Origin of the sequence: Frateuria sp., from assembly GCF_035943815.1 — a bacterium.
GTDB lineage: Bacteria > Pseudomonadota > Gammaproteobacteria > Xanthomonadales > Rhodanobacteraceae > Frateuria_A.
The window spans coordinates 224383-239423 of sequence record NZ_DASZBU010000014.1; the positions used below are offsets into that span (position 1 = coordinate 224383).

Consider the following 15041-nt stretch of genomic DNA (forward strand, 5'->3'; position numbering starts at 1 on the left):
TCGGTGAGAACAGGAGAGAGGACGCAGAGCGGCTTACAGCGGCTTGATCAGCTCGGCGAGCGTGTCGGGCTTGCTCGTGTCGCGGACCAGGTGCGGGTACTTGAGGCCATCGTGGTAGTCCACGCGCAGGGTCTTGTATTCGTCGAAGTTCTTCACCAGCAACTCGACCGGCTGGCTCTTGTCCTTCGCGGCCGCCGTGATGGCGTCCTTGATGGCGTCGCCGGAGTACTCCTTGCCGTTGACCGCGACGATGCTCATGCCCGGCGACAGGCCGGCCTTGAACGCGGGGCCATCCCACAGCACGTCGGCGATGGCGCCGCCCTTGCCCACCGCCACGCCCAGCGAGTAGGTCAGGTCGGTGAAGCCGCGGCGGCTTTCGGACGCCTTGACCGCGGCGGACGGCTTGTCGGTGTAGACCAGCTTCCAGCCGTGCGAGGCGATGCCGCCGATCAGCGGGCCATGGCCGTCCAGGCGCGTGCGCAGGTAGCTCTTCCAGTCATACGGCTGGATGTCGTTGAGCGTCTTGACCACGTCCTCGAAGGTATAGGTATTGACGCTCCAGTCGCCGTTGTTCATGCCAAAGAACGCCTTGGCGAAGGCATCGATGGTCTTCTTGTTGTGCGAGAGCTCGCGCAGCTTGCCGTCGACGTCCAGCCAGATCATCTCGCCGGCCGAGTAGTAGTCCTCGCTGGCCTGGTAGTTGCGGTACGGCAGCGGGCGGCGCTGGGCGATCGGCGGATCGTTGGTGGTGTCCTGCACGTTGCGCCAGCTGGCCAGGCCGGGGCGGCCCTTGTCGTAGGTGGCGGCGACGAAGGCCAGCATGTCCAGCGTCTGCTCGGTGTTCCACAGACCCGAGCGTGCGGCCATGATCTGGCCCCAGAACTGGGTCTGGCCCTCGTACACCCACAGCAGGGTGTCGCTCATCGGCACGTTGAAGTTGGGCGTGGTCAGGTCGGCGCCGCGGCGGTACTTGCCGTCCCAGGAGTGGTTGAACTCGTGCGAGAACAGGTCGCGCGCGTAGACGTTCTTGTCCCACTCGGTGAAGTAGTCGGCACCGGTGCCGTCCTCGCTCGAGCGGTGGTGCTCCAGCCCGTTGCCGCTCATCTTGTCGCTGAGCGAGACCAGGAAGTCGTAGTGGTTGTAATGGTGTGCGCCGTAGAGCTTGTACATCTGCTGGATCAGCTCGCGGTGCGGCTTGAGCTGCTCGGGCTTGATCGCCAGGTACTTCGGATCGTCCGCGACGATGTCCATGTGCACCGGCACCTTGGCGCCCGGATCCAGGTCCACGCGCTTGAAGTACTTGCCCGCGTAGATCGGCGAGTCGACCAGGTCGCAGTAGTCGATCGGCTTGTAGGTGACCGTGGCGCCGCTGGTGGAGGCCACTTCCAGCGCGGTGCCGGCCTGCCAGCCGGCCGGGTAGGTCACGCTGGCTTCGGTCATGATGCGGTTGGTGTTGTAGCCGGCCGGATACAGCGTGACCGTGTTCCACTGCAGGTTGAGCATTTCCGGCGTCATCACCACGCGGCCCTGCTTGGTGTCCTGCGGCGAGAGGTATTCGAAGTAGGCCTCCACTGAAGTGGCGCCCTGCGGCACGTCGACGTGGAAGGCGTAGACGTTCAGCGGGTCGCGCGTCCAAGGCAGCACCTTGCCGTTGACCTTGACCACCAGGCCCGCGAATTTGTCGATCGGCCCGGTCGGGGAGTGGTTGCCGGGGATCCACTGCGGATAGAGCAGCGTCAGCGGGCCGGGTTGCGCCGGGATGGTCTCGTTGATGCGGAACACGCGGTGCGCGACGTCGGTGGCGTCGACCGAGATCTTGACCGTGCCATTGAAGGGCACGTCCTGCGGCGGCGGCACGTCGGCGAAGGCGGGCACGGCGACCAGCGCGAAGCCGGCGGCCAGCAGGGCGGATGCGAGGGGTTTGGTATTCACGGAAGGGGCTCTCCGGTGGTGGTCCTCAAGTACCGCTCACCTGCGCGCGGGCCCGTAGCGGAGCCGAAGGGCGGCCCTTCGACTTCGCTTGGCTACGCTCAGGGTGAACGGCTGTGCAAGTTACTTGCGTGGAGCGGTGATCGCGGTCAGCAGGTCCTTGCCATCGGCGCGGACCAGGTGCGGATACTTCAGCCCGCCGTGGTAGTCGACCTTGACGGTGCTGTAGACGTCCACGTTCTTGACCAGCAGCTCGATTGGCGCCTTGCCGGTCTTGGCGGCGGTGACGGCATCCTTCAGCGCGTCGGGCGAGAAGTCCTTGCCGTTGACCGCGACGATGGTCAGGCCCGGCACCAGCCCCGCGTCGAACGCGGGTCCGTTCCACTGGACGTCGTAGATGTTGCCGCCCTTGGAGGCGGACAGGCCCAGCGAATAGGCCAGGTTGACATTGTGGCGCAGCGACTCGGCGGCCTTGGCCTCGGCGTTGGGCGTGTCGGTATAGACGAGCTTCCAGCCGCCGCGCTCGATGCCGTGCTCGGGCAGCTGGTCGCCCACGTAGTCCAGCCGCGTGCGCAGGAAGGTCTTCCAGTCGTAGGGCTGCACCTGGTTGAGCGTGTTCACCACGTCGTCGAAGGTGTAGGTCTTGGTGACGTAGCTGCCATTGTCCATGCCGAAGAAGGCGTGGGCGAAATCATCCAGCGAGTGCTTGCCGTGCGAGAGCTCGCGGATCTGCGTGTCCACATCCAGCCACAGGAGCTGGCCCTCCGGATAGAAGTCGGTGCCGCGGCGCCAGTTGCCCCAGCCGTTGCCGCCGAAGTAGGTCAGCGGCGCGGCGTCGGCGGTGTCCTGCAGTGGACGCCAGTCGCGACCGGTGCGCGCGGACATCGCCGCGGCGATGTTGGCCATCGAATCGCGGTACTGCGCAGCCGTCCACATGCCCGAGCGAGCGGTGAGCACGCCGGACCAGTAGTCGGTCAGGCCCTCGTAGACCCACAAAAGGTCGTCCTCTTCGACCGTGTTGAAGTCCGGCGCCCACAGCTTGGCCGGGCGGCGGAACTTGCCGCACCAGGAGTGCACGTACTCGTGTGGCATCAGGCTGGCCATCAGCGTGTAGGACTTGTCGTCCGTCAGCATGTCGGCCGGCAGGCGGTCGTCGCTGGACTGGTGATGCTCCAGGCCGAAATGGCCGGTGTGGTCGGACAGCGTGAGCAGGAAGTCGTAGTGCCCGTAGTGGTGCGCGCCGAAGAGCCTGTCGGCCTGCTCGACGAGGTGGCGGTGCTGCTCGAGCTGCTTGTCGGTGAGCTTGACCTGGTCGGCCTCGTCGGCCACCACGTTGAGGTGCACCGGCACGTCGCCCTTGGGAGCGAGGTCCACGCGGTTGAAGTGCTCGCCGGCGATCAGCGGCGAGTCGACGAAGTTGTTGAAGCTGATCGTCTTGAAGGTGGTGGTGGCGCCAGCGCGCGACTGCACTTCCATCGCGGTGCCGAACTGCCAGCCCTTGGGCAGCGTCACGGTCGGCTGGATCTGGATCTGCCGCGTGTAGTAGCCGGCCGGGTAGAACGCCACCTGGTTGAATTCCACGTCCACCAGGTTCGGCGTCGACGAGGCGCTGGCGCCAAACAGCCCGCCCTCGCCCGGCGAGAGGAACTGGAACTGGAGCTCCAGCGCGGTGGCGCCCTCGGGCACGGTCAAGTGAAGCGTGAACATGTCGCGCAGGTCGCGGCGCCAGGACACGCGCTTGCCGTTGGCGGTGATGATCAGGCCGGCCAGGTTGTCGATCGGGCCGGAGGGTGCGTGCTCGCCGGGGATCCACTGCGGGTAGTACAGGGTCATCGCACCGGGCTTGGCCGGGATGGTCTCGTGCACGCGGAAGATCTTCCTCGGCGCATCGGTGAGGTCCACCTTCAGCGTCAGCATGCCCGGATAGGGCTGGTCGACCGGCGGTGCCTTCTCCGCGAGCGCACCGAACGACAACGCCGCGCCCAGCGCGACCACGAGCAGCTTCGAACGAACATTCTTCACGAGCACTTCCCCTGACGGACGAAGGGCGCCTGCGCGCCTCACCTGCCACGCCGGGGCCACGACCGCGACCCGATAACCAACATGACAGTCATCCGATGGTAGGACGAAGGTCACGCCCCTCCCCCTGCCAGAGGTCACGCCGAAACCATGCGCCGGCGTCTGGAAAACGCGTGTCAGTCGCGCCCGCCTTCCAGCCGGCTGTGGCGCATGCCGTAGAAGAAATAGATCGCCAGGCCCAGCACCATCCACACCACGAAGCGCCAGATGGTCACCGCCGGCAGGCCGCCGAGGAAATGCAGATGGCCGTTGGCGATCCACGGCCAGCCGGTAATCAGGAACAGCGAGAACAACATGCCGGCCGGGGCGACCAGCCACAGCGCCGGGGTGCGGAAGCTGCGCTGCAGGTGGGGCTTGCGCACGCGCAGGATCAGCACCGAAGCGCAGATGACGATGAAAGCAGAGAGCGTGCCGATGTTGACCAGCTCGGCCACCTCGCCGATCGGCAGGAAACCGGCGACCAGCGCGGTGAACACGCCCAGGATCATGGTCGGCCGGGCCGGGGTGCCGTACTTCGGATGCACCTGCGAGAACCATTTGGGCAGCAGCCCGTCGCGCGAAAGGGCGAACCAGATGCGCGCCGCGCCGAGCATGAAGGCAAACAGCACGCTGGTGATGCCGGCGATCGCCGCCACCGAGATGATGCCGCGCACCCAGTCCAGCCCCAGCGCCTTGAAAGCCGCGTCCACCGGCGCCGGCGAGTTGAGCTGCGCATAGGGCACCATGCCGGTGAGCACCAGCGAGACGGCCAGGTAAAGCGCCATCGACACCGCCAGCGACAGCAGCACCGCGCGCGGCAGGTCGCGCTGCGGGTGCCTGGCTTCTTCGGCCGCGGTGGTCAGCGTGTCGTAGCCGAACACCGCGAAGAACACCACGCTGGAGGCGGCCAGCACGCCGCCCCAGCCGAAGTGGTCGCCATCGGTGCCGTGCACGACCGGCGGGATGAACGGGTGCCAGTTGGCGGTATCGACGAAGAAGGCACCCACACCGATCACCAGCGCCACGCCGATCACCTTGATCACCACTACCGCAGTGTTGAAGCGCGCGCCCCATTCGGTCCTGACCGTGAGCATCACCGCGATCAGCAGCGAGATCGCCGCGGCGATCACGTTGAATACCTTGCCGTTGCCCGGGTGGGCCGGGTCGTACGCGCCCTGCGCCCAGACCGGCAGCTGCACGTGGAAAAGCTGCTCGATCAACGCCTGCACGTAGCCGGACCATCCGATCGCCACCACGCCCACGATCAGCGCGTACTCGATCAAGAGGTCCCAGCCGATGATCCAGGCGAACAGCTCGCCCAGCACCGCATAGCCGTAGGTATAGGCGCTGCCGGTGACCGGGATGAGACCGGAGAACTCCGCATAGGCCAGCGCCGCGCAGGCGCTGCCCAGGCCCGCGACGATGAAGGAAAGGATCACCGCGGGACCGGCATTGACCGCCGCCTGTTGCCCGGCCAGCACGAACACGCCCACGCCGATGATCGCGCCGATGCCGATCGCGGTGAGTTGCCACAGTCCCAGCACGCGGCGGAAATCCCCGGAGCCGCCGGCCTCGGCCTGCAGTTGCTCAACCGGTTTGTGGCGCATCAGCCTGGCTAGAAAACCCATCGCGCGTCCCCTGAAAGCGAGCCGGGATCATAACGTGGGCGTCGGCGCCAACGGCACTGCCATGGGTTGGGTGCCACGACCCACGCGGGACAATGCCCGTCGACCGTCACGGGCGGACGATCGGCGCGGATGAACCGTTAGAGGCGGTGGCCGCCGGGTGTCGCCGTTTGCGGCGTACCAGGGGAAGCTTTGCCCAGCCACGGCAAGGCAAGTGGAGCGAGGCCGAACACCAGCAACAGCGCAAGCGCGAGGCCTGGATCCAGATGGGCCACGCCGAACCAGCGCCCGGTCGCCCAGGGCGTCCATGCGGTCGCCAGGACACGCGCCGCCTCGATCCACCGCGCGCCGGCGCGCCCTTCCATCAGCGCACCGAGCACGGTGAGGCTGCCGGTCAGGTAGACAGCGTATGCAAGCAGGGTCGGCAGGCTGGCCCGCGCGCTCAGGTCGAGGAACTGCGTGGCCATGCCCAGCAGCAGCGCGAACTGCAGCAGGCAGTAGAGGGTGAGCGCGCGCGGCATCGGCGGGTCGAAGCGTTCGCGGCGGATGTCGAAGGCAGCACGGGGATAGCGCGCCGCGACGTCGGCCGGCCGCCAACCCGGAGGCTTCAGCCAGACCGCCACCTTGTCGCGCCAACGCCGCGCGTGCCACATGTCCCTGGCCGCGGCCCAGTACACCTCGACGTTGGCCCACAGCGGGTTCCAGCTGCGCAACGGTGCGCGGGTGCCGTACACCGGCGGATCGGCGTCGTCCTCCTCCACGAAGGTGCCGAACAGCCGGTCCCAGACGATCAGGATGCCGCCGTAGTTGCGGTCGAGGTAGCGCTCGTTCACCGCGTGGTGCGCGCGATGGTTGGAGGGCGAGCAGAACACGCGGTCGAACCATCCCAGCCGGCCGATCTGCTCGGTGTGCACCCAGAACTGGTAGAGCAGATCGATGAGCGCCACCACCACGAACACCTGGACGGGGATTCCGGCGAGCGCCATCGGCAGGTAGAACAGCCAGCCCAGCAACACGCCGCTGCCGGTCTGGCGCAGCGCGGTGGAGAGGTTGTAGTGCTCGCTCTGGTGATGCACCACGTGCGCGGCCCAGAGGATGTTCACCTCGTGCCCGGCGCGATGCAGCCAGTAGTAGAGGAAGTCATAGGCGAGCAGCGCGAACGCCCACACCAGCATGTTGTCGGCCGGCAGCGAGAACAGCGCCAGGTGCGCCGCCACCCATGCGTAGACGCCGATCGAGAGCAGCTTGGCGAACACGCCCACGAGCTGCGAGATCACCCCAAGGCCGATGCTGCTCATCGCATCGTTCGCCCGGTAGGCCACCCGCCCGCGCCAGCGCGCCACCAGCCACTCCACGCCGATCAGCGCGAAGAACACCGGGGTGGCAAAGGTGATGATGAGTTCCTGCAGGTGCATGGCGTACGGCCAATCGTCCCGTTCCGACACCATGCTACCTCGCGACGAGCGGCCCGAGCCGCGCAAGCCAGGCAACAAAAAAGGGCCGCAGGTAAACCTGCGGCCCCAAGGTGAACCGGGCTGCGGACAGCCCGGGTGGTGCGACCTGCTTAGAAGTCGTACGAGACGCCGAAGCGCACGTAACGCGGGGTCATCGAGCTGTACGGGCGACCATAGCTCGGGTTGATCTTCGCCGACGAGCCGTGAATCGCATAGGTCTGCGTCGTGGTCTGCTTGTCGAGCACGTTGTAAACCATCACGTTGAACGCCAGCTTCTTGCCCGCCCACTCCGGCCGATACTCGGCATTCAGGTCCAGGCGGTAGGTCCACGGCTGGTGCTGCTCACCCGGCGAGTACGGCTGTCCGTTGCAGAAGTGATAGTACGAACCGTAACCCAGGCCCGGATTGGTCTCGTTCGGACCGTAGTAGCCGAGGCAGCTCTTGGGCATGCCAGACATCACCAGCAGGTTGCCGCCAAGCAGCACTTCCGGCGTCAGCTGGTACGAGCCATAGGCCTTGATCTGGTGACGACGGTCGTTGGACAGGTCGCCATTGGCGTAGTCCATGACCTGCGCGTAGTCCCAGTCCACCGTCGCCGAAACGTCGGTCTGGCCGATGTCCGAACGCACCTGGCCTTCGCTGTTGCCGTAGCTGTGCGACCACAGGTAGTCGATCTTGCCGTACCACTTGCCGTCGAACGGATGCTCCAGGTACAGGTTCAGGCCAGCGTAATGGCGCTTTAGCGTGGTGTTGAAGCCGTAGTCCTGCATCGTCATCGGCACTTCGTAGTAACCGCTGCCGTCCGCCTTCGGAATCATGAAGGTGTTGGTGCGACCCGGGTTGAACAGGTAGCTGCCCTGGATGGCACCGACGGTGGCCGGGTCGATACCCATCGCCGTCATCTTGCGCTGGATGGCGAAGGAATCGCCCACGTCGTCGATGGCATTGCGCAAGTCGCGATAGGTCGCCTTGGCGCCGAAGGTCCACGACTGGTTGAGCTGCTTGTCGAAGCCCAGGATGTACTCGTCCTGGTATTCCGACTTCAGGTTACGCGCAGCAGCAGTCATCGGATCACGCGGCTGGCCGTACTCGAGGTTGTTCGAGATCGGGCCGCCGGTGCTGCTGGCGATCGGGGTCAGGCCGGTCGGGGCACCATTGGCGTCGATACCGGTGTAGGTGTAGTACTCGTTGGTGTACAGCGACGAGCCCGCGGCGCGCAGGGCCACGCTCGCCGGCATGGCGAGGTAGTAGCGACCGGCGTTGCCGTAGACCTTGAAGCTGGAGTCACCGTTGACGTCCCAGCTGAAGCCCACGCGCGGCGCCCACTGCGGCGAGGTCAGGCGCAGGTAAGGCACGCCCGCGCCATTGTTGTTGGTGAACTGGTCGTTGCGCAGGCCGAGCTTGACCAGCCAACGGTCGCTGACCTGCCAGGCATCCTCGATGTACTGCGCGCGCTGCTTGGTGGTCACCGATGCGCCCACGGCGTAGATGTAGCGCGAGACGAAGTAGCCACTCTGGCCATTGGCAGACGAGTTGGGAGCCTGCACCCACGGCATGGACTGCCAGCCGGCACCGTTTGCTACCGGGCCGCCCAGAATGAACATGTTCGGATCGCCGGAGTCGTACTGCCAGGCATAGCCCGGGCCCGAGTCGATCTGGGAGTCGTGGTTGTCGGCGACATTCTGGTTGTCGATACCGGCCGTGATCGTGTGATCGCCCAGGTGGTAGCTGATGTCGAGGCGCAGGTTGGTGTTCTTCGAGGTGTGCGCCGGATCCTTGACGTAGTCGACGCCCTGCGGGCCCGCGATCGGCGAACCACCGGTGAACGCCGGGTTCTGCTTGTCGGCGCCGAAGACGTACGGGGCATCAGAACCCACCAGGTTTTCGTACAGCGTGCCCTTCATCTGGCCATACATCGCGCTGACGGTGAGGTTGTCGGTGATGTAGCTGGTGAACTTGGCCGAGTACAGGTCCGAACCGTACTTGTGCGAGGTGTCGAAGCTGTTGAACGCGCCCGTGGTGCGCGTGGCGTAGTCGAAATCGTACAGGCTGCCCGCGTAGGACTCCTTGCTCGACGCACCGGTCACTTCGAGGATGTTGCTGTCGTTGATGTTCCAGTCGAGCTTGGCGTACCACTTCGGATCGTCGTAGCGATACGTGGTGGTGCGCGGCGCGGTATCGGAACCGACGTTGGTGCCTTCCTTGCGCTCGGCCTCGGCCGCGGCGAAGAAGAACAGCTTGTCCTTGATCAGCGGGCCACCGACGTAGCCAGACACGGTGGTGTCCCACGCCTTGTTGCCATTGCGGTACTGGCGCATGTCGCCGGCGCGGGTGCCGCTGACGTAGTAGTAGTTCTTCGGGTCGGACTTGAGCGACTTGGGCGTCCACTGGATCTGCGCGCCGAAATGCCACTCGTTGGTGCCGCGCTTGCCGACCTGGCTGATCACGCCGCCGTCGGAACGACCGTAGGCCGCACCGTAGCCGCCGCTCAGGATTTCCTGCTGGTCGATCGCGCCGTACGGCAGGGTCAGGCCGCCCAGACCGCTGAGCGGATCGGTGGTGTTGAAGCCGTTGATGTAGTAGGCGTTCTCGGTCACCGAGGAGCCACCGAAGGTCACCACGTTGCCACCGGCGGTGCCGGTGAACAGGGCGCTGCCCTCGACCACACCCGGGGCCAGCAGCGCGATCGCTTCGGCGCTACGGGCCAGCGGCAGCTTGGCCAGCTGCTCGGCGGTGATGACGGTGCGCGAGTCCACGCCGGTCACGTCGATAGCCGGCAGCGCGTTGGCGCTGACGGTGATCGCCGACAGGTTCTGGGCGTTGGCCGAGCTGGCGGCGGCGGCGAAGGAAACCTGGGAGCCCGCGCCGACGCGCAGGGTCACGTCCTTGCGCGAATCGACGGTCTGGCCGTTCTGGCGCAGGATGACCGTGTAGGTGCCCAGCGGCAGCTGGCTGGCAGCGAAGCGGCCCTGTGCATCCACCGGCACTTCGCGGCTGAAGCCCGTGGCGTTCTGGATCAAAACGGTCTCGCCCTGGGCGGCCGGCGCGTCACCGAAGATGCTGCCGGTGGTCGACTGCGCGAAGGCGGCGCCCGCGAAGCCCATGCTGAGGGCAATAGCTAGGGCCGTCCGGCGGATCGCCGGGCGATTGGCAACTTGCAAGTTCATGCAAAACTCCCCAAAACCTGTATTTGGATAAAGGACTGAGGCAATCGTCATGCCCCGCGGCAACGAGCACGGTCATCCTTCCGCGTCCAAATCCGGTTTTCAGGAGTTCCTGCAGGAGGTCGGCAGCCGCAAAGGGGGATCGACGCCGACACGACAGGCTGTGGGGAAGCGGGACTCGTTTGACTGAACCTTAAGGTGCGCAAAGCAAAAATTCAACATTTGCCGGAATTACTTACGGCACATGAGGCCCGACGGCGCGACGTCCGAGCGCAGGGTCATCCGTGAAAAACGCATCGACGCCCGCTTCCAGATGGGCACGGATCTCGGTGATCGAACCTTGCTCGTTCCGTGCCGCGGTGGCGCCCTGCCGCAACCCTTCGGGCAGGAAGGCGTTTTCCGGGCGGAAGGTCCAGGCGTGCACCTCCAGCCCCGCGGCATGCGCCTCCCGCACCAGCGGCGTGGGCGGCCCAAGGTGGCCCGCGCGAGCCAGCGGCAGGATCGCGCGCGCGTTCGGGCCGATGGCGTCGGCGTAAGCGGCCACCTCGCGCAGGCCCGCCGGCGTGAGCAGGTCGGCGTAGCGCAGCGCGCCGCCGCGGGCCTCGACGTCCCATGGCTGCGCCTGCGGATCGTCGACGAGCTGCAGCAGGCGCACGTTGGGCAGGCAGCCCAGGCTGGCGCGCAGCTCGCGCAGGTTGGCGATCTCGAAGGACTGGATCACCACCGGCACGGTGCGCGTGGAGGCGTGCGCTCGGAGCATGCCGAGCAGGCGTTGCTCCATCGGCAGGCCCTGCTGCCGGTACCAGGTACCGTGCTTGATCTCCGGAATCAGCCCGGCTGCCAGGCCCAGCCGCTCATTTTCGTTCGCGAGCAGCCCGATGATCTCCTCCAGCGTCGGGATGGGGTAACGGCCGTCGTGGGCGGTCCCGCGCAGGTGGGGCAGGCGCTCGCGGGTGCGCAGGGTCTTGAGCTCGGCAAGGGTGAAATCCTCGGTGAACCAGCCTTCGACCGACACGCCGTCGATGCGCTTGGTCGTGCGCCGTGAGGCGAAGCGGGGGTGGATCGCCACGTCGGTGGTCGCGCCAATCTCGTTCTCGTGGCGCGCGACGAGCACGCCGTCGCGGGTCATCACCAGGTCCGGTTCGATCAGATCGGCGCCGTCTGCGATGGCGCGCGCATAGGCGGCCAGCGTGTGCTCCGGCAGGTGCGCGCTGGCGCCGCGGTGGGCGATCACCCGGACGCGGGGCGCAAGCGATTTTCCGGTGAGCACGCGAGTCACCACCGGGAGTCCGCGGACCGGACGGCCCGCGCCGCCGTCACAGCTTCAGGTAGATGCGCCGCCGATCCATCCACCAGACGATGGCCCACCAGAACGCTACGAACACGATGGCGAAGGCCAGCGAAGCCAGTTCCTCGCTGCCCCAGGGGACGATCCAGCGGGCGAAACCCTCCTCGTAGATCGGCCGCTGCCAGCCCAGCGCCGGCAGCGCCACCTGCATGAGTTCCGAACCGGCATAGGCGGCGATCGCATTGACGCCGAAGCGCCGGCCCAACGGCGGCCAGCCGTGCACGTCGACCAGCCAATGGCAGGCCAGCAGCGCCAGCACCGCCCAGCCGCCCGTCCACAGCACGAACGAGGGCGTCCACAGGTTCTTGTTGAGCGGGATCCACAAGGACCACAAGGCACCGAGCAGCACCGCCGCCACACCGGCGACGAGCAGCAGCTTAAGCCGCCGCGCGCGCAACCACACTCCGGCGCACAGGCCGAGCAGGCCGGTGGCGATCGCCGGCAGCGTGCTGAGCAGACCCTCGGGGTCGTGCACCCGGCCCGTGGACAGGTCGAGGTCCCAGACGTAATGGCCGAAGACCGCCGCGTCAACGTGGTCGACGATGTTGTCCCACTTCGCCAGGGTGCCGCCCCAGAGCAGCAAGGCGGCATAGCCTGCCAGCAGCGCCGCGAGGGCTGTCCACCAAGCGCGCCGCGGCGTGTAGACGGCGAACGCCGCCACCACCGCGAAGCACACGCCGATGCGTTGCAGCACGCCCGGCCAGCGCATGTCGCGGCCGGGCAACCACCAGGCCGCCAGCGCATTGATCGCCACGCCCAGCGCGAGGATGCGCAGCGCCCGCCACAGCGCCGCGTTGCGCAACCGGTCCGGCGCCGCGCCCTGCTCCAGCCGGGGCAGGATCGCCAGCGCCACCGACACGCCCATCACGAACAGGAAGAATGGAAACACCAGGTCGGTGGGCGTGCATCCATTCCAGGCGGCGTGGTCCAGTGGCCAGTAAACGTGATCCCAGCTGCCTGGATCATTCACCAGCAGCATGCCGACGACAGTGAGGCCACGCAGGGTATCGAGGGAGGCGAGGCGGCCGGGCGGAGTGTTCACGGGCAACTCGTCGCCGCGGCTGGCCATGTCCTTTTCCGCGCGCGCAGCGGGAGGTTCGGCGTAGGGAAGCATGGCAGGGACTCAGCGTCTCTCTTTCAGGGCGACGCGGCTGAGCGCGTACAGCGGCCCATCGATGGGTGCGGTGTAGATGAGGCACAGGCCGTGCTCGCCGCTCAGGGCCGGCAGCGCAGCATCCAGCGCGAACCGGCGCGGGCTATGTGCAGGATCGGGCAGCGGCAGGCTGGCCAGCACCGGGCCGTCGCAGCGGTCGGCATGCACCACCAGCTCGCCGAACGGCGTGGCATGCGGACGAGAGACCACCCGGTTCGCCTCGTGCGCCAGCTGGAAGTTGCGTTCCAGCCGGACGGCATCGACGTGGATCGCGGCCATGCCGTCCATTAGCGTCGGCGGATAGAGTTGGCAGCTGTCGAACAGGTTGACCGCATATACCGGCTGGGTACTGGTCGCATCGGGCGTCGGCTGCAGGATCAGGCGGAAATCCATCCCGGGGCAGTTCGCCAGTTCCGTTCCCGCGAGGCTGAGGAGGCTCGGCCGATCGAGCACGCGCTCGCGCGGCGCGGCCAGCGCGTTGCCGTCGGCAGCGAAGCTCGCGGCACGCACGGTGGTCGGCAGCGCCACATTGAACGGCAGGTCATAGCGCGGCGAGGCCAGCGTCGGCGCGGTGCCGTCGAGCGTGTAGTGGATGGCACCATAACCGGCCTGATTCGACAGCGTGACCGTGGCCTTGGCCGTAACCAGCGCCACGTTGCGATCGATGGCGATGTCCACCGCGAAGGCGCCGTCTGCCACGTCGATGTGCTGGCTGCGGTAGCGGGCCAGTTGCGCGGGCAGGCGGGCGAGGAAGCCCGGCCAGTTGTTCGCGCTGGCGGGCGACCAGGCCACTTCGCTGAGCGCATCCAGCCGCGGGAACACCTGATGCTCCACGTGCGCCATGGTGGGCATGTGCTCGGTCCACGCATTGGCCTGCAGGCCCAGCACGTGCCGGGCCTGCGCCGCGCTCAGCACGCTGGGCACAGGCTGGAAGGCGTACACGCTCTGCAGCGACTCCACCCCGAGGCGGCCGGCGTATTCGTCGGCCAGGCCGCTCTGCACGTGGTCGAAGTACAGGCCCGGCGAGGGCGACATGATCACATCGTGGCCCAGCAGCGCGGCCTTGATCGCGCCGTCGGTGCCGCGCCAGGACATCACCGTGGCGTCGGCCGGAAGGTTTTCGCCCTCGAGGATCTCGTCCCAGCCGACCAGCTTGCGCCCGTGTTGTTCGAGATACCGGCCGATACGCCCGATGAACCAGCCTTGCAGCGCATCCTCGCTGGTGACGCCCAGCTCGCGCATCTTCGCCTGCACCGCGGGCGAGGCCTTCCACTGGTCCTTGATCGCCTCGTCGCCGCCAACGTGGATGTAGGGCGAGGGGAACAGCGCCATCACCTCGTCCAGCACGTGGTCGATGAAGGTGAAGGTGTCCTCGTCCACGCTGTACAGCCAGGGGTGCACGCCGGCGTCGGCGGACACCTGCGGCCGCCGGCCGGTGACGCCGAGCTCGGGATAGGAGGCCACCGCAGCCTGCGCATGGCCTGGCATGTCCAGCTCAGGCACGATGGTGACGTGGCGCGCGGCGGCATAGGCGACCACCTGGCGGATCTGCGCCTGGGTGTAGAAGCCGCCGTAGCGCGCCGGCTCACCGTCATGACCGGCGCCCGGCGGCGTGCGCCAGGCGCCGATCCTGGTCAGCTCGGGGTAGCGCTTGATCTGGATGCGCCAGCCCTGGTCGTCGGTGAGGTGCCAGTGCAGCACGTCGAGCTTGTGCTGCGCCATCTGGTCGATCAGCCGCTCGACTTCGGCCACGCTCTGAAAGTGGCGGGCCGAATCGAGCATCAAGCCGCGCCAACCGAAACGCGGCCAGTCGCGGATGGATAGCGCAGGCACGTCCACCCTGCCCTGCGAGGCATCGGGCGTCAGCAGCTGGTACAGCGTGACCGCTCCATGGAACAGGCCGGCGTCGTCGCGCGCCTGGACGCGGATGCCCTGCGCCGTCACGCTGAGCGCATAGCCCTCGGCCTCGCTCACCGGCGCCTGTGGATCGCGTTGCAGCACGATCGCCGGCGCCGCTCCGTCGCCCTTGCCAATCTTCAGGCGCAGGCCACGTGTGCGCGCCAGCAGGTCGATCAGGTAATCGGCGGTCTGCCTCGTCGAGGCGCCGCCGTCGGCGAGCACGATGGGCGTGTGTGCGTCGACGCTGAAGCGCCCCTGCTGCAGCTCCAGTTGCGCCGGCTGCGGGATGAGGGCCGGCGGCGCGGCGCCGGCGAACGCCACGCGCAGCGGCAACAGGGCGAGCGCCAGCAGCAGGCACAGGCGGCTGGAAGGGATCGGACAGCGGATCATCGGCATCTCCTGCGCGGGGTG

Annotated in this window: 8 protein-coding genes; all 8 read right to left on the minus strand. The window is 67.2% G+C overall.

Annotated elements, in window-relative coordinates:
- Positions 1-33 precede the first annotated feature (33 nt).
- Complete coding sequence (locus VGU65_RS10320; RefSeq protein ID WP_327475394.1) at positions 34-1932, minus strand: M61 family metallopeptidase; 1899 nt, start codon at positions 1930-1932, stop codon at positions 34-36.
- 120 nt (positions 1933-2052) lie between these two features.
- Positions 2053-3957, minus strand: a complete 1905-nt coding sequence (locus tag VGU65_RS10325) for a M61 family metallopeptidase (RefSeq protein WP_414655810.1) — start codon at positions 3955-3957, stop codon at positions 2053-2055.
- Positions 3958-4124: 167 nt separating this feature from the next.
- Positions 4125-5615, minus strand: a complete 1491-nt coding sequence (locus VGU65_RS10330) for an amino acid permease (RefSeq protein WP_327475398.1) — start codon at positions 5613-5615, stop codon at positions 4125-4127.
- Between the two features lie 137 nt (positions 5616-5752).
- Positions 5753-7027, minus strand: a complete 1275-nt coding sequence (locus tag VGU65_RS10335; protein ID WP_327475492.1) for a sterol desaturase family protein — start codon at positions 7025-7027, stop codon at positions 5753-5755.
- A gap of 149 nt (positions 7028-7176) precedes the next feature.
- A complete protein-coding gene (locus tag VGU65_RS10340; RefSeq protein ID WP_327475400.1) occupies positions 7177-10233 on the minus strand; it encodes a TonB-dependent receptor in 3057 nt (1018 codons plus the stop codon).
- 232 nt (positions 10234-10465) lie between these two features.
- Positions 10466-11500 (minus strand): glycerophosphodiester phosphodiesterase, encoded by a 1035-nt coding sequence (locus tag VGU65_RS10345; RefSeq protein ID WP_327475402.1) that lies wholly within the window; start codon positions 11498-11500, stop codon positions 10466-10468.
- Between the two features lie 46 nt (positions 11501-11546).
- Positions 11547-12647: an acyltransferase family protein gene (locus tag VGU65_RS10350; RefSeq protein ID WP_327475403.1), complete on the minus strand. Its 1101-nt coding sequence runs from the start codon at positions 12645-12647 to the stop codon at positions 11547-11549.
- 54 nt (positions 12648-12701) lie between these two features.
- On the minus strand, positions 12702-15020 hold the full coding sequence (locus tag VGU65_RS10355; RefSeq protein WP_327475404.1) for a beta-N-acetylhexosaminidase: 2319 nt from the start codon (positions 15018-15020) through the stop codon (positions 12702-12704).
- Positions 15021-15041: the final 21 nt, after the last annotated feature.